Origin of the sequence: Hymenobacter nivis (assembly GCF_003149515.1) — a bacterium.
Lineage (GTDB): Bacteria > Bacteroidota > Bacteroidia > Cytophagales > Hymenobacteraceae > Hymenobacter > Hymenobacter nivis.
In genome coordinates this window covers 3,719,880-3,743,748 of record NZ_CP029145.1, presented here as the reverse complement: position 1 = coordinate 3,743,748, position 23,869 = coordinate 3,719,880, and the positions used below count along the sequence as shown (strand labels likewise).

25 protein-coding genes, 1 tRNA gene and 1 pseudogene are annotated in these 23,869 nt (G+C 63.8%); 6 read left to right on the top strand and 21 right to left on the bottom strand.

Going from position 1 to position 23,869, the window contains the following annotated elements:
• Window positions 1–55: 55 nt before the first annotated feature.
• Both DDQ68_RS16620 and DDQ68_RS16615 read right to left on the bottom strand, forming a co-directional pair.
• On the bottom strand, window positions 56–2,197 hold the full coding sequence (locus DDQ68_RS16620; protein WP_162550184.1) for a T9SS type A sorting domain-containing protein: 2,142 nt from the start codon (window positions 2,195–2,197) through the stop codon (window positions 56–58).
• A 182-nt stretch (window positions 2,198–2,379) separates the two neighbouring features.
• Entirely contained in the window at window positions 2,380–3,360 is a 981-nt protein-coding gene (locus DDQ68_RS16615) for a glycoside hydrolase family 43 protein (RefSeq protein ID WP_109657306.1), read from the bottom strand.
• A gap of 207 nt (window positions 3,361–3,567) precedes the next feature.
• Between DDQ68_RS16615 and DDQ68_RS16610 the strand changes: the two genes are divergently transcribed.
• On the top strand, window positions 3,568–5,382 hold the full coding sequence (locus DDQ68_RS16610) for a M61 family metallopeptidase (RefSeq protein WP_245897081.1): 1,815 nt from the start codon (window positions 3,568–3,570) through the stop codon (window positions 5,380–5,382).
• 525 nt (window positions 5,383–5,907) lie between these two features.
• Here the strand turns inward: DDQ68_RS16610 and DDQ68_RS23000 are convergent.
• From DDQ68_RS23000 to DDQ68_RS16580, 6 genes are all read right to left on the bottom strand, one after another.
• The gene (locus DDQ68_RS23000; protein ID WP_162550183.1) at window positions 5,908–6,105 is read right to left on the bottom strand and encodes a hypothetical protein; all 198 of its coding nucleotides are present in this window, start codon (window positions 6,103–6,105) and stop codon (window positions 5,908–5,910) included.
• A 552-nt stretch (window positions 6,106–6,657) separates the two neighbouring features.
• Window positions 6,658–7,509, bottom strand: a complete 852-nt coding sequence (locus tag DDQ68_RS16600) for an EamA family transporter (protein WP_109657304.1) — start codon at window positions 7,507–7,509, stop codon at window positions 6,658–6,660.
• A 133-nt stretch (window positions 7,510–7,642) separates the two neighbouring features.
• Window positions 7,643–8,392, bottom strand: a complete 750-nt coding sequence (locus DDQ68_RS16595) for an IS3 family transposase (RefSeq protein WP_162550182.1) — start codon at window positions 8,390–8,392, stop codon at window positions 7,643–7,645.
• Window positions 8,393–8,668: 276 nt separating this feature from the next.
• The gene (locus DDQ68_RS24830) at window positions 8,669–8,878 is read right to left on the bottom strand and encodes a transposase (protein ID WP_109657302.1); all 210 of its coding nucleotides are present in this window, start codon (window positions 8,876–8,878) and stop codon (window positions 8,669–8,671) included.
• A 307-nt stretch (window positions 8,879–9,185) separates the two neighbouring features.
• The gene (locus DDQ68_RS16585; protein ID WP_109657301.1) at window positions 9,186–9,635 is read right to left on the bottom strand and encodes a GNAT family N-acetyltransferase; all 450 of its coding nucleotides are present in this window, start codon (window positions 9,633–9,635) and stop codon (window positions 9,186–9,188) included.
• Between the two features lie 93 nt (window positions 9,636–9,728).
• Window positions 9,729–10,058, bottom strand: coding sequence for a hypothetical protein (locus DDQ68_RS16580; protein WP_162550181.1), 330 nt, complete (start codon window positions 10,056–10,058; stop codon window positions 9,729–9,731).
• A gap of 1,060 nt (window positions 10,059–11,118) precedes the next feature.
• On the opposite strand from DDQ68_RS16580, the gene DDQ68_RS24825 reads away from it, so the two are divergent.
• The gene (locus tag DDQ68_RS24825; RefSeq protein ID WP_109657299.1) at window positions 11,119–11,316 is read left to right on the top strand and encodes a hypothetical protein; all 198 of its coding nucleotides are present in this window, start codon (window positions 11,119–11,121) and stop codon (window positions 11,314–11,316) included.
• 568 nt (window positions 11,317–11,884) lie between these two features.
• On the opposite strand, the gene DDQ68_RS25015 is transcribed toward DDQ68_RS24825, so the two are convergent.
• The 5 genes and pseudogenes from DDQ68_RS25015 to DDQ68_RS16555 form a co-directional block, all read right to left on the bottom strand.
• Window positions 11,885–12,115, bottom strand: coding sequence for a TOBE domain-containing protein (locus DDQ68_RS25015; RefSeq protein ID WP_438830722.1), 231 nt, complete (start codon window positions 12,113–12,115; stop codon window positions 11,885–11,887).
• A 378-nt stretch (window positions 12,116–12,493) separates the two neighbouring features.
• Window positions 12,494–12,829, bottom strand: a pseudogene (locus tag DDQ68_RS25010) (ATP-binding cassette domain-containing protein); the annotation flags it as partial.
• Between the two features lie 351 nt (window positions 12,830–13,180).
• Window positions 13,181–14,185 carry an IS701 family transposase gene (locus tag DDQ68_RS16565; RefSeq protein WP_109654788.1) on the bottom strand — a complete coding sequence of 335 codons (1,005 nt, stop codon included), beginning with the start codon at window positions 14,183–14,185 and terminating at the stop codon, window positions 13,181–13,183.
• 383 nt (window positions 14,186–14,568) lie between these two features.
• Window positions 14,569–15,762: a sensor histidine kinase gene (locus DDQ68_RS16560; RefSeq protein WP_109657297.1), complete on the bottom strand. Its 1,194-nt coding sequence runs from the start codon at window positions 15,760–15,762 to the stop codon at window positions 14,569–14,571.
• A 4-nt stretch (window positions 15,763–15,766) separates the two neighbouring features.
• A complete protein-coding gene (locus DDQ68_RS16555; protein ID WP_109657296.1) occupies window positions 15,767–16,570 on the bottom strand; it encodes an alpha/beta fold hydrolase in 804 nt (267 codons plus the stop codon).
• 338 nt (window positions 16,571–16,908) lie between these two features.
• Here DDQ68_RS16555 and DDQ68_RS16550 point away from each other — a divergent pair, with 338 nt between their 5' ends.
• The gene (locus DDQ68_RS16550; RefSeq protein WP_109657295.1) at window positions 16,909–17,118 is read left to right on the top strand and encodes a hypothetical protein; all 210 of its coding nucleotides are present in this window, start codon (window positions 16,909–16,911) and stop codon (window positions 17,116–17,118) included.
• Window positions 17,119–17,433: 315 nt separating this feature from the next.
• On the opposite strand, the gene DDQ68_RS16545 is transcribed toward DDQ68_RS16550, so the two are convergent.
• From DDQ68_RS16545 to DDQ68_RS16510, 8 genes are all read right to left on the bottom strand, one after another.
• Window positions 17,434–17,507 (bottom strand) — tRNA-Asn (locus tag DDQ68_RS16545).
• A gap of 102 nt (window positions 17,508–17,609) precedes the next feature.
• Window positions 17,610–18,068, bottom strand: a complete 459-nt coding sequence (locus tag DDQ68_RS16540) for a Rieske (2Fe-2S) protein (protein WP_245897080.1) — start codon at window positions 18,066–18,068, stop codon at window positions 17,610–17,612.
• A 54-nt stretch (window positions 18,069–18,122) separates the two neighbouring features.
• Window positions 18,123–19,100 (bottom strand): signal recognition particle-docking protein FtsY, encoded by a 978-nt coding sequence (gene ftsY, locus DDQ68_RS16535; RefSeq protein ID WP_109657294.1) that lies wholly within the window; start codon window positions 19,098–19,100, stop codon window positions 18,123–18,125.
• Between the two features lie 165 nt (window positions 19,101–19,265).
• The gene (locus DDQ68_RS16530) at window positions 19,266–19,430 is read right to left on the bottom strand and encodes a DUF4295 domain-containing protein (protein WP_071889711.1); all 165 of its coding nucleotides are present in this window, start codon (window positions 19,428–19,430) and stop codon (window positions 19,266–19,268) included.
• A gap of 8 nt (window positions 19,431–19,438) precedes the next feature.
• On the bottom strand, window positions 19,439–19,621 hold the full coding sequence (rpmG, locus tag DDQ68_RS16525; protein ID WP_068227398.1) for a 50S ribosomal protein L33: 183 nt from the start codon (window positions 19,619–19,621) through the stop codon (window positions 19,439–19,441).
• A 254-nt stretch (window positions 19,622–19,875) separates the two neighbouring features.
• Window positions 19,876–20,115: a 50S ribosomal protein L28 gene (rpmB, locus tag DDQ68_RS16520; RefSeq protein ID WP_109658474.1), complete on the bottom strand. Its 240-nt coding sequence runs from the start codon at window positions 20,113–20,115 to the stop codon at window positions 19,876–19,878.
• A gap of 89 nt (window positions 20,116–20,204) precedes the next feature.
• A complete protein-coding gene (locus DDQ68_RS16515; RefSeq protein ID WP_109657293.1) occupies window positions 20,205–20,399 on the bottom strand; it encodes a C1orf53 family protein in 195 nt (64 codons plus the stop codon).
• Window positions 20,389–20,778: a RidA family protein gene (locus DDQ68_RS16510; RefSeq protein WP_109657292.1), complete on the bottom strand. Its 390-nt coding sequence runs from the start codon at window positions 20,776–20,778 to the stop codon at window positions 20,389–20,391. Before DDQ68_RS16510 ends, DDQ68_RS16515 begins: the two co-directional genes overlap by 11 nt.
• Window positions 20,779–20,906: 128 nt before the next feature.
• Here DDQ68_RS16510 and rocD point away from each other — a divergent pair, with 128 nt between their 5' ends.
• From rocD to hemB, 3 genes are all read left to right on the top strand, one after another.
• Window positions 20,907–22,163, top strand: a complete 1,257-nt coding sequence (rocD, locus tag DDQ68_RS16505; protein WP_109657291.1) for an ornithine--oxo-acid transaminase — start codon at window positions 20,907–20,909, stop codon at window positions 22,161–22,163.
• A gap of 16 nt (window positions 22,164–22,179) precedes the next feature.
• A complete protein-coding gene (locus tag DDQ68_RS22995) occupies window positions 22,180–22,782 on the top strand; it encodes a hypothetical protein (RefSeq protein ID WP_162550180.1) in 603 nt (200 codons plus the stop codon).
• A 93-nt stretch (window positions 22,783–22,875) separates the two neighbouring features.
• Entirely contained in the window at window positions 22,876–23,868 is a 993-nt protein-coding gene (gene hemB, locus DDQ68_RS16495; RefSeq protein WP_109657289.1) for a porphobilinogen synthase, read from the top strand.
• The last annotated feature ends 1 nt before the right edge of the window (window position 23,869 follow it).

Here is a 23,869-nt window from a genome sequence, read left to right as displayed (position 1 = left end):
CAGCAGAATTCCTCGTAAAAATCGAGCGCCAACACGCTTACGCCCATCGGCCACGCTACAAGCGCAGGAACTTGCGGCTCTGGTTGTTGCCCTGCCCGTCCTGCCAGCGGAAGATGTAGAAGCCCCGCGGCAGGGCCCCCACGTCGAAGGTGAGCACGTTGAGGCCGGGCTGCACGGCGGCGGCGGCCAGCCGGTAGCGGCGGCCCAGCTCGTCGTAGATGCTGTAGGTCAGGGCCGTGGCATTGGCCGCGGCGGGGTATTGGAGGCTGAGCTGCGTGCCGGTGACGGGGTTGGGGAACAGCGCGACCTGGGGCGCGGCGTCGGGAGCCACGGGCAGGGGCGCGGCGTAATCGCGGGTGCCGTCGGGGCGCAGCAGGGCCAGGCGGTAGTACACGAGGCGGGCGGCGGGCTGGGCATCGGTTACCTGGTAGGTGCCGCCGGGGGCCCCCAGCGCCACGGTGGCCACGGGCTGCCAGCCGGCGGTGGCCGCGGCGGTGTCGAGGCCGGCGCTGCGCTCCACCACGAAGCCGGCGAGGAAGCACTCGGCCTGGGTGGCCCAGCGCAGCACGGGGCCCGCGCCAGCTTCCACGGCGGCGCTGAGGGCCGTGAGCGGGGCCGGCAGCAGCGCCGGGCCGCCGCAGCCCCGGTTGCGGAAGCTGCGGGTGCGCAGCACCTGGCGGCCGCCGGCCACGTCGCTTTCGGGGGCCAGGCGGCGCGAGTTTTGGCCCCGGGCCACGGCGTAGTGCATGATGGCTCCCGGCCGGATGAGGTGGCCGAACTGCTGGGCGTGTCCCAGCTCGTGCACCGCTACCGTCTCAAAATCAATGGCTAAGCCCAGCGCCAGCGCCGGGCCAAACTGAAACGCGGCCACGGTGCTGAACTGCATGTCCACTTCGCCCACGTAGTACACCACCGAGCGGTCGGCCGCGTAGCAGCCCTGGTAGTAGCTGGTGGTACGCCCCAAAATGCCCGCCGGCAGCGCGGCGCTGGGCAGGTCGAAGGCCACTGTGCTGCGGCCGTCGCTGGCGATGTCGTTGGCGGGGGCGGCGTCGCCCAGGGCCCAGTTCATACCGGTTTGGCAGCGCCAGCTGGCCAGGGCCCGCTGCCAGGCCGCGCCGGCAGCGGCGTTGCCCCCAAAGTTGGGCGTGAAGTGAAACGTGAGGCCGCCCAGCCCATTGGTGGCCACGTGGTTGGGGCGCTGCACGGTGGGCTGGGCGTCGGTACTTTTTACGTTGCTGAGGGCATACACGACCGTGAGCAGCTGGGGGCTGGCGCCCACTGTGCCGCCGTCGGGCGTGACGCGCACCAGCCCCGAGCCGGCTGGATGCCCGCCCGCGCCCGACGACGGCACCCGCACCTGAATGGCCCCGTCGGCCCAGGCCACGTAGTCGGTGGCCAGGGGCTGCTCGAAGGTGCGCCCGCCGTCGTCGGCGTTGGCAAACTCCACGAAGCCCGCGCCTCGCACGTCGCCAAACCCGCTGCCCCGGATGGTGAGCACCGCCCCGGTGCCCGCCGCGAGCTGCACCGGCTGCATCCCCAAAATGGTAGCTACCGCCGTGCCTTTAGCGGCGGCCAGCTGGTGCCGTTGGGCGGCGGCCAGGGCGGGGTTAGGCTGCAAGGCGCGGCGCGCCTGGGCCCCCAGCGGGTCGAGGCCCCGATAGAAAGTGGCGTCGATGGCCGGGTAGGTACGCACCGGGTCGGCGGCGGTGGCGTGGGCCAGGTCGTAGGCCACGAAGCCCTGCGCGCTGCTGTAGACTGCGTAGGCAGTGCCTGCCAGGCCCAGCCCGGGCCACGGCGCGGGCGCCAGAAACAGCACGCCCTGCTGGCCCGGCGCCAGGCGCAACGTGTTGGTAAGCAACTGCTGATCAAGCCCTAGCCGACCACCTTCGGTTACGACCACCAGGCCGGCGGTATCGGCCGCGCTGCCCTTCAGCAGGCTGAATACCCGCAGCCGGTGCCGGGTGAACAAGTGCCGGCGGCTGGCGTCCCAGAAGCTTTGGGCACTCAGCACCTGGGCCTCTATTATAAGTGGGGCCCCGGCGGCGCGCGCGGCGGGCGCCAGCGGCACCAGCCCGCAGGCCACTTCGGGGGCAGCCAGGGACCCGGGGCTCTGGGCGGCGGCGGACCCGGCGAGGGCCCCGGCGGCCAGCGCCAGCAGCGCCGCCCGGCGGCAGGCATTCGTAAAGAGAAGCGGCATAAGCGGCGGCGCGGGGGTGGGAAAGCCAAAGAAACTGTTTGAGTTAATTTTTTGGCTCTTGGAACGGATGTAGAAACGCATCCTTGCGTCTCCGGTTTGAACGATGTTCGGACAAGTCGTTCAAGCCGGAGACGCAAGGATGCGTTTCTACACCGCTCTGACGATACCTCAAGCAGGAGCTTCTAAGGTACGAGGGGCCCGGCGGGGGCGGGTTGCGGCTGCCACGAAGGGCCCCCGCCGGCCACGCACGGCCAGCCGTCGGGGCCATAGGTGAGGCGGTCGAGCAGCAGGGCGCGGCGGGCGTAGCCCTCCGAATCGTCGATGGCAGCGAAGGTGGGCTGGGCGGGGTCAATGGCGTGGTAGGCCAGCCAGTCGTGCCCGGCGGCATCGGCCACGACGCAGTTGTGGCCCGGCGCGAGCCAGTGCGCGTTGGCCGCCACTACGGGCGCGGGTTGCACCTCGTAGGGCCCCGTGGCGGCGCGGCTGCGGGCTACCAGCACGGCGTAGTGGGCGCGGGGCCCGCAGCAGTTATCGCCCGAAAAAAACAGGTAGTACCAGCCTGCGTGCCGGTGCACCCAGCTGGCCTCGATAAGGCGGTGGTAATTGGCCGCGTCGTCGGCCGGGCCGCTGGGCCAGATCAGTGCTTGCGGCTCACTATCAGACGCGAAGCTCACCCGGTCTTCGGCCAGTGCCTGCACCCACAGAGGCCCGAAGCCCGAGCCCCAGTACAGCAGGCGCTGGCCGGTGGCGGGGTCGTCGTAGGCCATTGGGTCGATGCAGGTGAAGCCGGGGCCCCGGCGCAGCGGCCGGCCCACGTCCACAAACGGGCCAGCGGGCGCGTCGGCCACGGCCACGGCCAGCGCCAGGGCCCCGTCGGGCGCGTCGTCGGGCCGGGCCGAGTAGTACAGGTAGTAGCGGCCGGCGGCGTGGCTCACGTGGGGGGCCCAGAACTTTTGGGTGCCCGCGGCCCACGCGGGCTTCTGGGGCAGGGCGTCGCCGAGGTATTCCCAGGCCACCATATCGCGCGAGCGGGCCACCTGGATGTTCACAATCTGCCCATCGGCCCGCCGGGTCTGGGTGCCATAGGCATAGTACCAGCCGTCGGGGGCCCCAATGACGGTGGGGTCGGGAAAGTTGTCGTCGAGGATGGGATTGGTGTACATTTCTGCGGGAAGTGAAGAGCGGGAAGTGAGGAGTGAAGAGTGGGAAGCAGGGCTGGGCTGCAGGGGCCCACAACCCACTCACGCAAGTTGCCTCGGCACCGGGCTGTCGGTGCCGGGCCTCTCAAACCGCTTACGTGAGCCGCGCCAACCTGCGCTACCGCTGCCGTACTTTGCGCCTGCATTTTCCCACTCATTCCCATTTTTTCTTTGAAAACCTCCTTTCTCGGCCTGGCCGCGCTGCTGCTGGCTGCTGCCCCCGCCGTGGCCGCCCCGGCCCCCAAAGAGCTGACCTACACCGTGAGCATGGATCCCGCCGCGGGGCCCCACCAGTTCCGGGTGCGGCTCGAAACACCCAAGCTCGGCAAGGAGCAGGCCGTGTACCAGTTCGCCGCCACCGCGCCCGGCACCTACCAGGTGATGGACATGGGCCGCTACGTGCGCCAGTTCGCGGCCTTCGACGCCAATGGCAAGCCGCTGGGCAGCAAGCAAATCAGCCCCAACCAGTGGGAGCTGGCCCAGCCCACCAAAACCCGCGAAATCCGCTACACTATCGCCGAAACCTGGGCCACGCCGGTGCCCGAGCACAACATCTACCGTATGTGCGGCTCGTCGCTTGAGCCCGATCACGCCCTGGTGAACGGCCAAACGGTGCTCGGCTATCCGCAGGGCTGGCAGGCCAAGCCGCTGCGCCTCAAGCTGAACTACCCCAGTGCCTGGACGGTGGGCACCGTGCTCGTGCCCGACGCCGATGGCTACTTCCACGCCAAAAGCTACGACCAAGCCGTGGACTCGCCCATTCTGCTCGGCAACCTCACCAACGCCAAAACCAAGGTCGGCAACGCCGACGTGGCCTTGTACTGCTACTCGGCCACCGGCCTGGTGCAGGCCACGCCGCTGCTCGCCGACATGCAGAAAATGCTGGGCGCCGCGCAGGCCTTCCTGGGCGGCGACTTGCCGGTGAAGCGCTATGCCTTCCTGTACCTGTTCAGCGATAAAGTGGCCGGGGCCTGGGAGCACTCCTATAGCTCGGAGTACATTTTGCGGGAAGGGGCCCTGACGCCGGAATTCGCCCAGAACGTGGTGGATATTGCCGCGCACGAGTTTTTCCACATCGTGACGCCGCTCAATATCCACTCCGAAATCATCGAGCACTTCAACTTCGTGAAGCCCACCGGCTCGCAGCACCTGTGGCTGTACGAGGGCGTGACGGAGTGGGCCTCGCACATGATGCAGCTGCGCGGGGGCCTCGTGCCGCTCGACGACTACCTCTCGGTGCTGCACAACGAGGAGCGCTACGACCGCACCCGATCCGACACTACATATTCGCTTAGTAAACTGGGCCTCAACTCGTTCTCCGATGAAGGGCAGCGCCAGTACGGCAACATTTACCAGCGCGGGGCCCTCACCGCCAGCGCCCTCGACCTGCGCCTGCTCGAACTCAGCCACGGCACCCGCGGCCTGCGCGATGTGCTACTGCAACTGGCCAAAAAATACGGCCCCGATAGCCCCATCAGCGAGCAAAACTTCTTTCGGGACTTCACCGCCCTTACCTACCCCGAAATCGGCGACTTCTTCCGGCGCTACGTGCAGGGCGCCGAGCCGCTGCCTTTGAAGGAATACTTCGGCCGCATCGGCATCCGCTACGACGCCGTGCTGCACACCGGCCATCAGCTGGCCACCCTGGGGGCCCCCGTGGCCTTCCAGGTGCGCGGCGACGACGTGTACTTCCGCCAGGTGAGCCCGGCCCTGCAAGCCGCCGGGGTGGCCGCCGGCGACCAGCTCACGGCCATAGACGGCGCTTTTGTGGACCGCCGCAACTACGCCGGCATGCTGGATAAAATCAGTGCCCGCCCCGCCGGTGCCGATCTGGCCCTGAGCACCAGCCGCGCCGGGGCCCCCGCCAAAGACGTGCGCGTGAAGCTGACCGCCGCTGAGGATATCCAGCGCTACCACTTCGCCCCCGACCCCGCCGCCACTCCCGACCAACTGGCCGCCCGCGCCACCTGGCTAAAAAACCTGTAGGACCCCACGGCCCCGCAACCAAAGGAGCCCCGGCCGCCGCAGCGGCCGGGGCTCCTTTGGTTTATTGGGTTTATTGGCAGCTGTGCACAGGTAACGCTCCATCGATGAACAACGCGAAAAGCAGTAAATACAATTGCTGGCAATAAACTTCCAACCAATAGCATGAGCCACTAAATAGCAAATACCCAAGAATAGCATAATTCAAGTCGAATTAAATTATGCACCGGCTCTTTCGTGTGGGCTTAGTCAACGGCCACGCCAATCACGGCCCCGATAGCGCCTGATAGCCGCCAAAATAAAAGCCAACGAAAGAATGAAACCCAAATGCCTTTTACGGTTTGGAGCGCAGATAACCACTTCACATTTCAACAGCACTAAATATTTTCTAAGTTCAGAAACACTAGGTGCACCCGCGTCCGCTTAGCTGGCAAAATGAAAAATGTGCGCGCCACTCCGAACGAGGTCAATAAAAATGCCCCCGCTTTATTTAAAAGGCGGGGGCGTTTTTATTGATAACCAGCAGGATTATTCGGCCGATTTCTTGGGGCGGCCGGGCTTTTTACCCGTTGCGCTGGGGGCCCCACCGTCGGTTTCGGCTTTGGGGGCCCGCGGCTGGCGCGGCTTGCGCTCTTTTGGCGTGGCCACGTAATCGTCGGCGAGAACGGTTTCCATGTCACCGAGAGCACCTTGCAACGCATCCAGGGCCCCCGTAACTTTTTTCAAAGCACGTTTGAGGTCCGCTTTCATGGCGTCTGCCTGCTGGGCAGATTCAACTACTTTCTGAAATTCATCAAAATTCAAAGCCATGTTGTCAAAAAATAAAATTGCGTGATTATTGTGGAGCAAAAGTAATGCAAATAAGCAGTAAACCGACACCTATTTTTCATTACGTACAAATTACTACAGTTAGCTGAAATAACGTAAAAAAAAACGGGAATATTTCGCAGAAGCCACGCGCAAACATTACCGTTGCCAGTTGGCTAAAACGGCGGAAGCATGCATTCGGCGGCTGCGTTTCCAGGTCATTACGGTGCGGTTTGTCCAGCAATTGCTACTAAACTGAGGCCAAATAAACGAACAGGTTTCGGCCGATTTTCCTGGGATCATTAACCAGCCAATGGCCGCATGGCGAGAACCGCGCGGGCGAGCACCGGGCGGCGGCCCACCCCGAGCAGCGGAAAAAATGACCCGAACAAAGCGAAGCCGCGTTCTGCTGCGCGCCGGGTAAGGCTGCGCGCCCGCGGGGGCCCCGCATCATTCGCTAGTGGGCACAGGCTAGGGGTGCCGGGTGGTGAGGGTGGCGCCCGCGCTGGCCACCCCAATGCAGCCCACGGCCAGCCACTGCCCCACCGTCAGCCGCTCGCCCAGCAGCAGCCAGCCCGACAAGGCCGCCGCGACGGGCTCCAGGCTCATCAGGATGCTGAACGTGCGGGTAGGCAACGACTTGAGGGCCCGCATTTCCAGGGAAAAAGGCAGCACGCTGGAGAACAGCGCCAGCAGCCCGCCCAGCAGCAGCAGGTGCGGCGTGAGCCCCAACAAGCTGCCGCTGGCTATGCCAAAGGGCAAAACCGGCAGCGCGGCAAAGAGCATCCCGACCGCCACGGCCACCGGCCCGGGCAGCACGGCGGCCGTGCGCTGGCCCAGCACGATGTACACGGCCCAGCACCCGCCGGCGGCCAGCGCGAAGCCCAGCCCCAGCAGGTCCACGCCCGCGCCGTGCCACGGGGCAATGAGGGCAATGCCAGCGGCGGCCAGCAGCACCCACACGCCGTCGGGCCAGCGCCGCGAGCCGGCCAGCGCCAGCCCCAGGGGCCCCACAAATTCCAGCGTCACGGCCAGGCCGAGCGGCACGCGGGCCAGCGCGCAATAAAACAAGAAGTTCATGGCCCCCAGCGCCAGGCCGTAGGGCACCACGGCCCGCCACTGCGCGGGCTCCAGCCGCCCCAGCCGGGGCCGCACCACCGCCAGCAGCACGAGGGCCGACAAGCCAATCCGCAAGCTGGTAGTACCGGCCGCCCCCAGCACCGGAAACAGGCCCTTGGCAATGGCCGCGCCGGCCTGCACGCTCACAATGGCCAGCAGCACGGCCGGCACGGCGGGCAGCGAAAAACGAAAGGAACGCGGCATAACACAACAAAGCAAGCCGCCGCAGAACCCGCGGCGCAAGCGCGGGCAAAGTTCGGCCGCCCGCGCCGCGCCGGCCAATCACCCGCAAGGGCCCCACGGTAGCTGAGGTGGTCGGGTGTCAGTGGACACGAAGCTAAGGTAGGTTGAAACGGTAGTGGAGTTCGATTTCGAGCGGGGTGCAGTAGCCCAGGGCGGAATGCAGCCGTTGCGTATTGTAGTAATGGTCCAGGTACTCGGCCAGTTCAAAGCGGGCCTCTTCCAGGTCAGCGAAGCAGGCCCCACGGGGCAGTAGCTCGGTTTTGAGCGTGCTCCAGCCGCTTTCGGCCAGGGCGTTGTCATACGGATTGCCGGGCCGACTCAGGCTGGCAATGGCCTGCGTGCGGTCCAGCAACGAGGTAAAAGCGTCGCTGGTGTACTGGCTGCCCCGGTCGGCGTGCACGAGCAGGCCCGGTGGGGGCTGGCAGACGGCCACGGCCCGGTTAAAAGCGGTCAGCATCAAGTCCGTATGCAGCGACTCGCTCACGTGCCAGCCGACCACGCGCCGCTCAACGGCATCGCGCCAGCAGGCCAGGTACGCCCACTGCCCCAGGGCCAGGGCCAGGGCCAGGGCCAGGGCCAGGGCCAGGCAGGTAATGTCGCCGACCCAGATTTGGTTGGGGGCCGTGGCCGCGGGCCAGGAGGCTAATTTGTTGGCGGCGGCCACGGCCTGCCGGTTAGCCTGGGTAGTACGCGGGGGCCGGGAGCTGGTGCGGGTGCAGCGGGCGCGTAAGCCACTGGCAATGAGCCAGCCGCGCAGCCGCTGCCGACCTACCGCGTGGTCTTCGCGCTGCAACTGAGCCCGTAGCCGGCGTTGACCGTAGCGGCCGGCATGGGTGAAGAACACGCGCTGGGCCGCCACTTACCAGGCGGCAAGCGCTGGCTCGGCCGCCGCAACGGGGACGCGCTTTTGCCACGCGTAGTAGCCGCTGGGGCTGACACCCAGCAGCTGGCACTGCTGCCGCACGGGCCAACAGGGGGCGTGTGAGGCAATGAAAGCGAAGCGTTTCATCGGCCCGTCGGTTACGAAAATATGGTCAGCGCTTTTTTTAAAATGTCGCGCTCCATTTCCGCGCGGGCCAATTGGGCCCGTAACTGCTTGTTTTCCTGCGCCAGCGCTTCACTACCTGCTGGACGAGCCGCTTGCTGGACGAGCCGCTTGGCTGCGAGCTGCCCGCACCCATTTGCCCAACACGGCCTCGCTCATGCCCAACGCCTGCGCGACCCGCGTCGCCGCTTGCCCATCCTGGCTTACGCGGCGGACCGCCTCGGTCCGAAAGGCCGCATCATACTTCGTTCGCTGCCGTCTACCGGCTGGTTTTGCTGCTTCCATGACAAGGGAAAGTTACTTTCTCCGTGTCCATTTCTACCCGACCACCTCAAGAACAAGAAGTAATTAATCTAGTGCAAACATTAGGCTATTAATCGCAAGTATTATTTGTGGCGGTGGTCCAAAGCGAGATGATTTCGGTATTTCACTCAATTTATGATGTCTGAATATTCGTCCTTCCAGCTTTCCTGACGTGTTTTTAAGCTGACTTAATTAACAAACTAAAGGTCCGGTATCATCCTGCTTTGGACCACCGCCTTATTTGTTAATTTTATTAGCCATTATATATATTTCACAATACTATATTTTGTTACGTCCGCAGCATGTAGATGTGTGGAATGTCGTCCTCCAGGTAACCTTCGCCCACTTGCTCGAAGCCGAAGCTGCGGTAGAAATCGCGCAGGTAGAGCTGCGCCCCGATTTGGATGGGCTGGGGGCCCCACTGCGCCGCGCACCGGGCCAGGGCCTCGCCCATGAGCTGCCGCCCCAGGCCGTGGCGGCGAAACGCCGGGGCCACCGCCACCCGCCCAATGCTGGCTTCGGGGTAGCTACGGCCCGCCGGAAACAGCCGGGCGTAGGCTGCCAGCTCGCCGGTTTCGGTGCGGCCCAGCAGATGCAGCGCGTCGGCGTCGTGGCCGTCAATATCTTGAAACGCACAGGTTTGCTCCACTACAAACACGGCGCTGCGCAGCTGGAGCAGCGCGTAAAGCTCGGGCACCGACAAGGTGGCGAAGGGCTGAAGAGTCCAGGCGAGGGTCATGGGGCGGGGCGCTAGGTGGGGCGTAAAGATGCGCCCAAGCGGGGCCCTGGGGGCCCGTTGGCGGCGCGGCGCGCCCGCTGGCCCTGGGCCGGCTTAGTGCAGTGAGGCCAGGTACGTCAGGTTGGGGCCTAACAGCTCGCTGCTGGCCAGGTCCTGAAATTTGGCAAACTGGGCCTCGGTGAGCACCGGGCGCAACAGGACGGCCAGCTCATCGGCGGTGGGCGTGCCCAGGGCGCGGGTTTTAAGCACTTGCTGGATGGCCAGCGCCTGGCGATCGGGCACTCGCAGCGTAGCTACCAGGAAACGCAGCAGCGGCCGGGCGCTTCCGCGGTGGGACCAGGGCCCCGGCAGGGCGTGGGGGGCAGCCACCGCCGCGCCTAAGAACAAAAGCAACAGGCACGCAGCAAGTAAAGCAGTTTTCATAGACAGCTAAAAAACAGGGTGTTGAGGAGAAAGTGTACCAACTCAGCAGTTGCTTACCGGCTTGGTTCCGCGGCGGTTGGTATTCCAAAATTGCGCACGGGGCCCCGCTGGGGTTCGGGCGTTTAGACGGGCAACGGCGAAAACCCGGCCAACGGCGCCCGGGCCCCGGCGAACCAAACCAGGGCCCGGTCGGCCAGCCAAGGCGTCGTGCAGCCCCGGCTAGGCATTGTGCAACGGCAGGCGGCGCCACTGCCCGGCCGTGGCGCCAGCGCTGCCGGGGCGAATGAGCCCCTCAGTTATAAAGGGCGCAGCCATCGTTTTTTGGCGGTGGTCTAAATCGTGATGAGCTATTATATTTATGTATAATTTCAACTATTCTAAGTGCTCGTTCGGAATTAAAAGAATTATTAGGCCGTCATGCTGAGCGCAGTCGAAGCATCTCTACCGCTTCGTTAAACGATTAATTTAGTGTGCGGTAGAGATGCTTCGATTGCGCTCAGCATGACCGTATGATTATCTGTTTAAATAAGAACGAGCACTTAACGTGTGCCAAGTGTGCCAGCCAACGGCTCTAAAAAAATGGGGCAAGTCGCGGCAAAGCCAAGTATCGCTGCTACGACTGCGGCCATCAGGCGGTTTTTGCCCCCGCCGCGCCGCAGCGGGCCGCTCAGTACGAGCAGGGGCTCAAGTTGCTAGTCGAGCGCAACTCGCAACGCAGCGTGGTGCGGGTCACGGGTGTTGCCCGCATGACGATTGCGCGGTGGATAAAAAAGTCATAATGAAGGCGGTTGAGCCGGAGGTAGTTGGACCGAAGGTGGTTGGAACGAAAGTGGTTGAGCCGGAAGAAGCGGTATTGGAACCGGATGAAGGGTAGACCTTTGTCGGCAAGCGCAAAGTATGGCGGTGGTTGGCAGTCGAACGGGCCTCCCGGCGCATCGTGGCTGGGGTATTGGGCTGCCGGGGAGCGGCCACAGAGCGGCGGCTCTTTCAAGCCTTACCCGCCCGTTAGCAGACCAATACGACGTACTACACGGATGCCTGGGAAGCCTATGCCACGGTATTGCTCGCCCACGCGCACCTGCCCAGCGCCAAAGGCAGCGGGCGAACCAGTACCGTGGAGGCCCTCAACTGGTCGCTCCGCCACCGCTGCGGGGTCTTGGTTCGCAAATCCTGTTCGTTCAGTGAATCATTGACCCTGCACCATGCAAGAATCAAAATATGTATCGATAACCATAATAAACAAATCACCACGGTTTAGACCACTGCCCGTTTTTTTACCCAGACCGAGGTGGGCGAGGGCCAGAACAGCTCCGCATTCGATGTACAGAAATAGTCTTAATTATTGGACCTTTGGCTTTTATACTCGTCGCGAAGTAGTTTGCGAAAACGCAGTAGGGTGCGGAGCATATAGCTGTTATCTTTCTTATTGATAATTAAAATTATTATAGTCAAATTAACCTGTAATTAACTGCTATTATGCAGCAGAGGGTAGCGTGGCACTTGTCCAAAGGCACTGCGCAACAGCAGTAATTAGAGCGGTTTTCAGGCCAGGCAATTAGCACGTCGTGGTGAGCGTAGCCGAAACAGCTTTGCCGCGGCAGTAATTACTTTATAACTTACGCAACTTGGCATCCGGTAGCCCCAGCGGGGCGGCCCGGCGGCAGTAAGGAGTTGGTTATCATAACCAAAGCCCCAGCGGGGCGGCCCTGTCTGTTGGGTCGCCCCGCCGGGGCTTTATCGTTCATTTACAGCTATTTACGACCGACGAGCCGCCCCGCTGGGGCTCAAAGGCAACGTTTCACGTAAGTCCTGTTTATATCCAGCCTTTACGCGTCCCTTCCCCCGTCGTCCTTTACTTCCCAGCCGGCGCCGGGGGCCAGGGCCACGTGCACCGCGTCGCCGGGGGCCAGGGCGGCGGCAGCGGCGGGCAGGCGCACGGTAGCGGCGGCGAGCTGAATTTCCAGCTCGTAATAACTGCCCATGAAGCGCACGGCCCGTACTGTGCCGGCCGCAGCGCCGGCGCTGGGGGCCCCGAGGCGCAGGCCTTCGGGGCGCACGAGCAGGGCGGTGCCGGCGGCGGGTTCCGCAGTGGCGGAGGATTTGGCGGCGGCGGTCAGGGCCTGGCGGTCGGCCCCGCGCACCAGGTAATAATCGCCAAAGAGGGCGGCGGTATAGGCGTCGGCTGGCTGGCGGTACAGCTGCTCCGGGGGGGCCTGCTGCACCAGCTGGCCGCGGCGTAGCACCAGGATTTCATCGGCCCAGGGCAGCGTGTCGGCCGCATCGTGCGACACCAGCACGCTGGTGATGCCCAGGCGCGCGCCCACGTCGTCGAGTACGGCGCGGAGCTGCCGCTTGTGGGTGCGGTCAAGGTTCGAGAACGGTTCGTCGAGCAGCAGCAGCTGGGGGGCCCCCAGCAGCAGCCGAGCCAGAGCCACCCGCTGCTGCTCGCCGCCCGAGAGCTGGTCGGTGCGGTTGGCCAGCAGGTGGTCGATGCGGCAGAGGGCGTACAAGGTTGGCGCGTCCACGGCGGGGCGGGCGTGGGCGTAGCGCAGCACCTGCTCCACGCGCAGGTGTTGCGGCAGCTCGGAGCGCTGCGAGAGGTATGCCACGCCCGGGTGGCCAGCCACCAGCACCTCGGCGGGGCCCCGCACGCGGCGGCCGGCCACGTGCACGGTGCCGCTACTGGGCTGCACCAGGCCGGCAATGAGCTGGAGCAGCGTGCTTTTACCAGCCCCGCTCTCGCCGGCCAGGGCCAGGCGCTGGCCGGCGCGCAACCCAAAGCTGAGGGGCGCCAACACGGCCCGGCCGCGCTCCGCAAGGCCGAGGCCCGATACCGTTAGCAAGTCCATTCCGGCGGGTTAAAAAAGGGAAAAAGCAAAGTGCGCCCGGCAAAGGACGGCCCCCCGGCCCGAAGCCGGACCAGCCCGTTTCCGCAGAGGCCGCAACCGGGCCGGTAACCGGGCTCAAAGAACAGGGCCCCGGCCCAACCAACCGCGTGCCGATGGGCCATAGTGCGCCGTACCGGGATATTCGCTCCCCCCTGGCCCCATCCGCAACGGCAGCAGCGCAAAAAAAGCGCCGCAAGTATTGAGCCTTTAGCTTTTAGCTTTCTTATTTAGGACTTACGCAAACGCGAGCGAAGGCTGGCGTAATTCATGTCGCATATACTCATCCAAAAAGCCTTGTTTGAGCTGATAGACGGTTTGTTTGGTTTGGTAGGCGGCTTGTTTAAGGCAGGTCCAAGCGCGCACGGCCAGGGCAATATGATTGCGCTGACTGCGGGCCAGCCGGCACTGGCAGGCCTGCACGCCGGTGAGTTGCTTGAGTTCGCGGTGAAACTGCTCAATCGTCCAGCGGACGCTGCTTTCGTGTTCGGCAGCGGCCGTGTGCAAGGGCTCAACCTCGTTGGTGAGGAGGTAGTCCGTCCGGTGGGTGGACACCAGTACGCGGAAGAGTTTCAGTTTGCAATCTTTGGGCATGCCCTTCACTTTCAGGATTTTGCCAGCTTCTACTTCGGCGGCCGACCAGCACAGGCAGGCCACGGGCTGGTAGGGCTGCTGGCCGCCGGAATCATCGACGAGCCGGTTGCTTTTCAGCGGGCAGTAAAATGTTTTGCCTTCGTCCAGCAGCCACTTGAACAGGGCCGTGGTGGCGTACCAGCTATCCATGAGCACCGTGCGGTATGGGATACTGCGCGGGGCCAATTGCCCGAGCATGTCGGCCACATGGTCGAGCTTGGTCTTGCCGTCGGTGTCGGGGGCGAAAAGGCGGTAGTCAATGAGCCAGAACTGGTCGGTTTCGGGGTTGACGTACACACACGTCACCAGGCCGATGCCGGCAATCACGCCGTGGGCGTTGCCGCTGTACTGGCGGCGTACGAGTTCGATGCGCCGGCTGTGGTGCTTGTCGAGCACCGTGTCGTCAAACAGGACGTAGCCCCGCGCGCTGAGCATCACCTGTGGGCGTACTTGCTGCCAGAGCTGGCGGGGGGTGAAACGCCGGGTTTTGAGAAAATAGCGCACGTTGTCGTGCGAGAGGCCCTCCAGATGCTCGGCCAGATACGTCCCCGTGTAGTTGACCTGGCTGCTCACCAAAAACTGCCCGTACAGTTGTGCCGTCACTTTCATGGCTTTTCCTTTCAAGTTACACTTTTTGCGTAAGTCCTATTATTGATAATTACAGCAGTTTTCAGGTCAGTGTACGGCCCGGCCCGTCGGCTTTTTCAACCGGCCGACCGGTTGACTAACAGCTATTTGTTTTCCCTGGCGACAAATCGGTCGGCTGAAAAAGCTGGCGAACCGGCAGCGGCCAAACGGTACACAGACCTGAAAAACGCGCTAGGTAAATTTTTTGGCTGTTTCTTCCTTCCGTTTCGCCATGCACCGCCCGCGCTCCAGCGCTTCTTCTGGCACCACCGGCTTGGCTGTTCTTTTCGTTGTAGTAGCCTTGGCTATGCTGCGCGCCTACGACCAGGCCGCCGCGCCCGTAGCGCCCGCAAGGGGCCTGCGGGCTACCCGGGGAAGTGGAGGTGGAAGGCAGTGCCCTGGCCCACAGTGCTGTCCACTTCCACGCGGCCACCGGCCTGGTGCACCAGCCGCTGCACCAAGTACAGGCCTACGCCCGAGCCGGCCACTTCGGGGTGGAAGCGGCGGAAGAGCTGGAACAGGTGGCGGCGGTGACGCTCCAGGTCGATGCCGCGGCCGTTGTCCTGCACCGTCAGCACGGTGCCCATGCCGGCCCGGGCGGTGCTGACGCGCACGTGGGGCCGGCGCCCGGGCTGGGCGTAGCGCAACGCATTGCTGAGCAAGTTGTAGAGCAGGCTCTGCACGCCCGGGCGGGCCATGCGCAGCGTAGGCACGGCGGCAAAGTCGAACTCAAACCGGGCGCCCAACTCGCTGGCCTGCGGCTGCAGGCTTCGCACAACCTCCTCGGCCAAGTGCTGCAACGCCACGGTTTCGACGGCCACTTCCTCTAGCTGCCGCTGCACCTGCACCACCTCGGCCAGCCCCTCGATGGTGCCCACTAGTTGCTGCACGGCCCCGCCGAACATGCCCAGCATGCCCGCCGCCTCGGGGTCGGCGAAGGTGGCGGTGCGCTTGAGCTCTTCAAACAAGCCCATCATGTTGTCGATGGGCTGCTTGAGGTCGTGCGAAGCCGTGTACACGAAGCCATCGAGATCGGCGATAGTGCGCGTGAGCTGCTCGTTCTGGGCTATAAGCTGGGCATTAGCGCAGGCCAGCTGCGCCCCCCGTTCCTCCGCCAGCGCCTTGGCGCGCAGCATCTCCTGCTCGTACTTGCGGCGCTCGGTAATGTCGAACAGCATGGCGCGTACCACCAGGGGCGTGCCGTCGACTTCGCGCACCAGCACGGCGCTCAGCAGCACGGGCATCGCGGTGCCGTCTTTGCGGCGCAGCGAGTAGCTTAGTTCGTGCACTTGGCCGTAGAGTAGCAGCAGGGGTATGCCGTGCGTTTCAAAGTGCAGGCGGCCGCCCACCGTGAGTAGCTGCGGCAGGGCCTGGCGCGCCACCAGCTCCTCACGGGCGTAGCCCAGCCAGCCGAGCAGGGTCGCATTGAGCTTCACCAGCGTACCATCGGGCAGGCACGAGCAGTAGCCGCAGGGGGCGTGCTCGTACAGGTCCTCCGGGTTTTCCTGGGTCAGGCGCAGGTCTAGCTTGGGCAGGCACTCGTCGGCGTCGGGGCTCATGCCTTTAGCGTACGGGTGGGGGTAGAAACTGTTCGATAGCCGCGGTGGTAGCCCGCGGGGCGCTCAGGTGCGGGCAGTGACCCAGGGTGTTGAGCACCACCAACTGGCTGCCCCGCAGGTGTTGGTTGAGGTAGACCCCCACCGCCAGCGGTACCAGCGCGTCGCGGGCGCTTTGCAGGATCAGCGTCGGGGTACGCACGCGGGCCAGGTCGGCCCGATGGTCGCTCCAGAACGTGACGCGGGCAAAGTGCCGGGCAATCACCGGGTCGGTGCGGCAAAAGCTGCGGGTGAGCTCGGCGGCCAGCTCCGGCCGGTCGGGGTAGCCCATCACCACTGGGGCCAAATCCGCGGCCCAGGCCAGGTAATTATCATCCAAGGCCCCAAACAGCTCCTCCAGGTCGGCCGGCTCGAAGCCCCCAAGGTAGCCGTCGTCGTTGAGGAACCGGGGCGTGGGTGCCACCAGCACCAGCCGGGCCACTCGCACCGGCTCCTGCGCAGCGGCCAGCGCCCCGATGGTGGCGCCCACCGAGTGGCCCACGAGCACAACGCCGTGCAGGCCCAGGGTCCGCAGCACCGCTAGCACGTCGGCCGCGTGGGCGCCCAGCGCGGCGTAGTGGGCCGGGTCGTAAGCGGCCAGGTCCGACTGGCCAGCGCCCACCAGGTCGAGCAGCACCACCCGGTAGTGGACCTCAAAGACCGGGGCAATCAGCCGCCACATGTGCTGGTCGCAGCCGAAGCCGTGCACAAACACGATGGCTTGCGTGCCCTGCCCCGAAACTTTGACGTTGTTGCGTTGTAAAGCATTCATATTCAAGGGGCCCACCGGCGCTGGTCCAGAGCCGGCATTGTTGCCGTTAAGGCACGGGTTTCACGTGCCCAAAGGTATAACGCCATGTTGAATTTTTAGCGCCGGGGCCCCGCCCGAAAAGTTGGCACGGGCGGCCTAATTCTGGTGCGTGGTTACAGCCGCTACCAGTTGAGGCCCTGCCCGGTCGTCTTTCCTCGGGTAGCGCCGGGCTTATATGTCAATAATTCAGTAATTACCAGTGTTTTTCGCGCACAAAAATCAGTAGTTGACTACACCGTGGGGGCTCAATGCCTGTTGAACTTTGCTACTGCAACTCCGCAAGCGCTACCCCTTGCTCAATGGTACACGATCCAAAATTCGGCCCCAGTGCCCAAACGCCGCAGCAACGCGCCTGGGTACTGACCCAGATGCAAGCCGTTATTCCCGGCTTGAAGGCCAAGGCCCCACCGCACGCGCAGCAGCTGTACCAGCGCTACGTGGCCGGTGAGATGAGCTGGGGCGAAGTGCGGCAGGCCCTCGACAGCACCCCAGCCAAACCCGTCCGCTAGAAACGCGCCGCTGGGCTGTGGGGCCCCGGCCACTTCACGAGTGGGCAGCCTAAGCCGAGGCCCCAGCGCAAGCACCTCCTACACAAAATTATTTTATTTCGCACGTTGCAACAGGTTTTAACCTAAACCGTGTATATTAACCGCACGAATACGGACACCGGCACCCAGCCAAGCCGACGCCCAGAAACTGGAGCCATAAAAAAGGGGCCCCCGACCAGTTTGGTAGGGGGCCCTTTTTATGCATTGAATCCTACCAGAGGCCCCAAGAAAAACGCCCCGCAAACACATGGTTTGCGGGGCGTTTCAGACTTGTAGCGCTCCCTCCTGGGCTCGAACCAGGGACCCTCTGATTAACAGTCAGATGCTCTAACCGGCTGAGCTAAGGAAGCATTTCGTTCCGAAACCGGCGTTTTCGGACTGCAAACTTACGGCGCTGTCCCGGTTAGCGCAAGATGAGAGTAGAAAAAAAGTTAAAAAAATGCGCTGGACGCTTAGTTAATGATGCTTAATTGCGTGCCTTGCAGGCTGGTAGCATACGCGCGCAGGGGCCGCACCGCGGGGCCCCCAATGACCTGGCCGGCGAGGCTGAAGCGCGAATCGCAGCAGGAGTCGCGCAAAAACAACCTCGATGAGCGGTCGAGGCTCACCAGCGAGCAGGCATCGTAGGGGTGGTAAGGGCAATTGCGCTCGAAGGCCAGGTAGCTGCTGGCGTTCTGGCGCACCACCAGCACACCCTTCACGCCGCCGGTGCCGGCGGGGCCCTGCACGGGCAGGGTCACCACGCCGTTGTCGAAGCGCAGGGCCCGGTACTGCTGGTTGGTGAGGTCGATTACGAGGTTGACCGGCGCGTAGGGAATCAGCGGCTCGGCGTTGCTGCCGCCGGAGCTGCACGAGGCCAGGGCCCCTACAAACAGAACTGGTGCAAGTAGCGAAGCAAAGGAAAGACGCATGGCAAAAAGGCTTTGCGACCGCAACGGCCGGCCGGGGCGATTTAGTGCCCGCGGCTACTTGCGGAACAGCGAATTGACGTAGGTGTGCTTGTCGAAGAGCTGTAAATCGGTCATCTTCTCCCCCACCCCGATGTAGCGCACGGGGATGCTGAACTGGTCCGAAATGCCAATCACCACCCCGCCCTTGGCTGTGCCGTCGAGCTTAGTAATGGCCAGGGCCGATACCTCGGTAGCCTTGGTGAACTCCTTGGCCTGCAAAAAGGCGTTCTGGCCCGTGCTGCCGTCCAGCACCAGCAGTACCTCATGCGGCGCGTCGGGAATCACCTTCTGCATCACGCGCTTGATTTTGGTGAGCTCGTTCATCAGGTTCACCTTGTTGTGCAGACGCCCGGCGGTGTCGATGATTACTACGTCGGCCCCCAGCTCCACGCCCTTGCGCACGGCGTCGTAGGCCACGGAGGCGGGGTCGGTGTTCATGCCGTGGCTCACCACGGGCACGCCCACGCGCTGGCCCCAGATGATGAGTTGGTCGACGGCCGCGGCCCGGAACGTGTCGGCGGCCCCCAGCACCACCTTTTTGCCGGCGCTGTGGAAGCGGTGGGCCAGCTTGCCGATGGTCGTGGTTTTGCCTACGCCGTTCACGCCCACCACCATAATCACGAAGGGCCCCGCGCCCTGCGCCGCGTCGCCGCGCTCGAGCACGGCCGTCGAGCCGGTGTTGTTGTCTTCGAGCAAGGCGGCAATTTCCTCCCGCAGGATGCGGTCCAGCTCATTGGTGCTCACGTATTTGTCGCGGGCCACGCGCTGCTCGATGCGGTCAATCACCTTCACCGTCGTGTCGATGCCCACGTCGGCGTGCACCAGCAGAGCTTCCAGGTCGTCGAGCACGGCTTCGTCGACCGTATTTTTGCCGACCACGGCCTTGCTGAGCTGGTTGAAAAAACTAGTCTTGGTTTTTTCCAGGCCCGCGTCGAGCGAGGCTTGCTGCTCCTTGCTGTCCTTGTCTTTCTTAAAAAAATCGAAGAGGCCCATGAGGGAAGGGAATGAGGGAAGAGGGTACGGGGCCAGGAATTAGTCGGGCAAGGGCGCGCGGAGCACTTGCCACCGTCCGTCCTGTCCAAACATTTACCTCATACCCCCATAAAACAAGAAAGTCCCACAAAGGCGGGACTTTCTTGTTATTCAACGGCCGGCAGCTTACTTGTTACCAGTGGTGATGAACTCCTGTACTTTGTCGAGGAGCACCATTTCCTCCTTGAAGGTATAGGCGCCCGTCTTCTCCGATTTCACGGCGCGAATGACCTTTGCCCAGTTCTTGGCGTTCTCCGTGGTTTTCAGAGTTGCTACTACTTTCTTAGCCATAACGCAGGTTATTTAATCTCTTTGTGAACGGTCATTTTACGCATGATCGGGTTGAATTTCTTCAGCTCGATGCGCTCGGGGGTATTCTTGCGGTTCTTGGTGGTGATGTAGCGCGAGGTGCCCGGCAGCCCCGAGTTCTTATGCTCGGTGCATTCCATGATAACCTGCACCCGGTTTCCTTTCTTGGCCATCTCGACGGGGGTTGTTTTTGGTTTTAGGATTGCAAAGGTACGGCCTTTTGGGGAAACCGCAAAAGATGAAGCACCTATTGCTTATTTATAGTCTTATCAGCCAGGGCATTTCCGGCCGTGCCAGGGCCCTGGGGGCCCACCAAAGCCAGCGCCGATGCCCGGCCCGGGGGCTGGCGCATCGGCGCTGGCTTTGGCAGTAAGCGCCGTCGGCGGGCCGGGCGCCAGTGGCCCAGCCCGCCCGACGGCGCGCTCAGTTAGTATACTACGAAACCTTGCTCCTTGGCTTTTTTCAACACGGCCGTGATGCCGTTTTTGTTGATGGTGCGGATGGTGGAAGTAGCTACTTTCAGCGTCACCCAGGCGTCCTGCTCGGGGATGTAGAAGCGCTTCTTTTGCAGGTTCGGGTAGAACTTGCGCTTGGTTTTGTTATTGGCGTGCGACACGTTGTTGCCAACGCGGGTGCGCTTGCCGGTCAAATCACAAACTCGGGCCATGATATCGGGGGGATTAGAAATTACAAAGCAGGGAAACGGGCCGCAAATATCGGTAAAAGTCTGCCAATTACCAACTACCCGTTTCATTTTCATGCCGACGGGGGCCCCGGGGGCCTAAAATTCCAGGGGCAGTGGCGGCAGCCGTTGCGGCAGCAGTAGCCGCGCCGCTGGTGGTACTGGGCCGTGAAAACCAGGTAACCCTCAGGCGTGGTGTAGTAATCGCCAGGCAGCAGGGGCCGGGCGGCGAACTCTTCCAGCGTGGGGCGCGTGGGCTCAGCGGGCATCGGCAGGCAGCACGGCGATGCACTCGATTTCGACCAGGGCCTCCAGCGGCAGGCGCGACACCTCGACGGTGGTGCGGGCCGGGCGGTGGGCCCCGAATACTTCGGCGTACACGGCGTTCATGCGGGCAAAGTCGGCGAAGTTTTTCAGGAACACCGACGTTTTCACAACGTCGCTCAGGCCCAGGCCTTGCGCCGAGAGCACCGTGGCCAGGTTAGCCAGTACCTGCCGAGTCTGGTCCTCGATGGTAAGAGCCTCGATGCGCATGGTGGCGGGCACGAGCGGCGTTTGGCCGGAGCAAAACACGAAGCCGCCGGCGACGATGGCCTGCGCATAGGGCCCCACGGCGGCGGGTGCGTTGGGGTGGTGAAGGGCTTGCATGGGGCAAAGGTAACGGCGGCGGGCGCGGCCCATACGATGGCGGGGCCGCCGCTGGGTGGCCAGCGGGCGGCGGGGCCCTGCCGCGTTCGTGCTTACTTTTGATTACCCGTCACCCATCCCCCCCTTTCATGCAATTTCCCGCCCCCGCCCTGCCCACCACCGATAGCCGAGCCGAGCAACTCATGGCCCTCGAAGACCGCTACGGGGCCCACAACTACCACCCGCTGCCGGTGGTACTGGCCCGCGGCGCGGGCGTGTACCTCTGGGACGTGGACGGCAAGCGGTACTCCGACTTTCTCTCCGCCTACTCGGCCGTGAACCAAGGGCACTGCCACCCGCGCATCATCGGGGCCTTAACGGAACAGGCGCAGCTGCTAACGCTGACTTCAAGGGCGTTTTTCAATGACCAACTCGGGGCAGCTGAGCAGCAGTTGTGCGAGCTGTTCAATTACGACAAGGCTTTGCTGATGAACTCCGGGGCGGAGGCTGTGGAAACGGCCCTCAAGCTGGCCCGCAAGTGGGGCTACCAGGAAAAGGGCATTGCGCCCAACCAGGCCCGTATTGTGGTGGCCGAGCACAACTTCCACGGGCGCACCACGGGCATCATCTCCTTCAGCACCGACGGCGAGAGCACGGGCGGCTTCGGGCCTTACACGCCCGGCTATCAGGTGGTGCCTTACAACGACATTGAGGCCCTGGCCGCGGCCCTGCAAGACCCGCACGTGTGCGGCTTTCTGATTGAGCCCATCCAGGGCGAGGCGGGCGTGGTACTATCCGCCGTGGGCTACCTGGCCCAGGCCGCCGCGCTCTGCAAGGAGCACAACGTGCTGCTGATTACCGACGAAATCCAGACCGGCCTGGGGCGCACGGGCAAGCTGCTGGCCTCCGACCACGAGGCAGTGCGCGGCGACATTCTCATCCTCGGCAAGGCCCTGAGCGGCGGCGTATTGCCGGTGTCGGCGGTGCTGGCCGATGATGAAATCATGCTCACGATTCAGCCTGGGCAGCACGGCTCCACATTTGGCGGCAACCCGCTGGCCTGCGCCGTGATGCGGGCGGCGCTGGACGTGCTCATCGACGAAGAGCTGGCTGAGAACGCCGCCCGCCTGGGCGAGATGTTCCGGCAGCGCATGCGGCAGGTGCAGGCCGAGTGCCCCGCCACGGTGGCGTTGGTGCGCGGCCGCGGCCTGCTCAACGCGGTGGTCATCCGGCCCGCTGCCGACGGCCGCACGGCCTGGGACGTGTGCGTGAGCCTGATGGAACGCGGCGTGCTGGCCAAGCCCACCCACGGCGACATCATCCGCTTCGCGCCGCCGCTCGTCATCACCGAGGCACAACTACACGAGGCCTGCGACGTAATTGCGGACGTAATCCGGGATTTCTAGCCCGGGGCCTCCCTCCATGATTTCTGTACGCTTACGCCCGGTTGCCTTTTTATTCGTGCTAAGCTTGGTGGCCGGTTGCCGGAGCGAGCAGGTCGCCTTCCGGTTCACTACGCCTGTTGGTGCGAGCCCCGGGGCCCTGGCGCGGGGTACGCGCCCTGCGCCGGCTGGGGCCCTCGTAGCGCCAGTCACCACCGCCTCAGCCGAAGCGCCAGACACTGCTCTAGGGGCCCCGGCAACCGTAACAGCAGTTGCAACAGGGGCCCCGGCCCGCAAAAGCTTTGGCCAGTCGGTGCGGAACCAAGCGCGGCAATTGCTGGCACTGCACCCTTTACCCCAACCCTCGGCCGCGCCGGAGTTGCTAGCGCAGCTGCAACCCCACCGCCGGGCTGCCGGGGCCATAGCCCACACGCAGCGCACAGCCGAGGCAGGACTAGGGCGCGTGGCTTTGTTTTTTATCGGCGTGGTGCTGGCCGTGCTGGCGGGCCTGGCGGCGCTGGTGAACCTCATTTTTGGGGTCGGATTTTTCACCGCGCTAGGCTACACGGCTGCCGGCCTGGTGGTGCTGTTTCTGCTCTACAAGCTGTTCAGTCCAAAGAAAACTGCGAAGAAAAAGGCTTAATTCGACCGCTTACTTCTGGCCGCTGGGGCCCCGGGGGCGCAACCTCCAGGGCCCCAGTGCGGTTACATTCCTTTGCTAGTCCCTGAAATTTTTATGCCGATTCTTCCCATCGACCGCCCCCGCCGCAACCGTAAATCGCAGGTAATCCGCGACATGGTGCAGGAAACCCGCCTCACCGCCCACGATTTTATCTTTCCGCTATTCCTCATCGAAGGCCACAGCCAGCGGCTGGAGGTGAAGTCCATGCCCGGCATCTACCGCTACTCGGCCGATACGGTGATTGATGAAGTCGGGCGCTGCGTGGAGTTAGGCATCAAGTCGTTCGCGCCGTTTCCGAGCATCAGCGACAGCCTGAAGGACCGGTTGGCGCGCGAGTCGGCCAACCTCGACGGGCTGTATTTGAAAACGGTGGCCGACATCAAGCGGCAGTTCCCGGAGGTGGTGATTATGACCGATGTGGCCATGGACCCCTACAGCAGCGACGGCCACGACGGCGTGGTGGACGTGGACACCGGCGAAATCCTCAACGATGCTAGCTTAGAGGTACTGGGCCAGATGGCCCTGGCCCAGGCCCGTGCCGGCGCCGACATCATCGGGCCCTCGGACATGATGGACGGGCGCGTGGCCTGGATTCGGGATATGCTGGACAGCAACGCGTTCCAGCACGTGAGCATCATGAGCTACACGGCTAAGTACGCCTCGGCGTTTTACGGCCCTTTCCGCGACGCGCTGGACTCGGCCCCCAAAAAAGGCGACAAGAAAAGCTACCAGATGAACCCCGCCAACCGCCGCGAGGCCCTGCGCGAGCTAGCCCTCGACGAAACCGAAGGCGCAGATATGGTGATGATTAAGCCCGCCCTGAGCTACCTCGACATCATCCGCGAGGTGAAGGACCGCACTAACTTACCCGTGACGGCCTACAACGTATCGGGCGAGTACGCCATGGTGAAAGCCGCCGCCCTGAACGGCTGGATGGACGGCGAGCGCACCATGATGGAGGTACTGCTGAGCATCAAGCGCGCCGGGGCCGACGCCATCCTCACCTACTTCGCCAAGGAAGCGGCCGAGGTGCTGCGCAAGGGCTAGC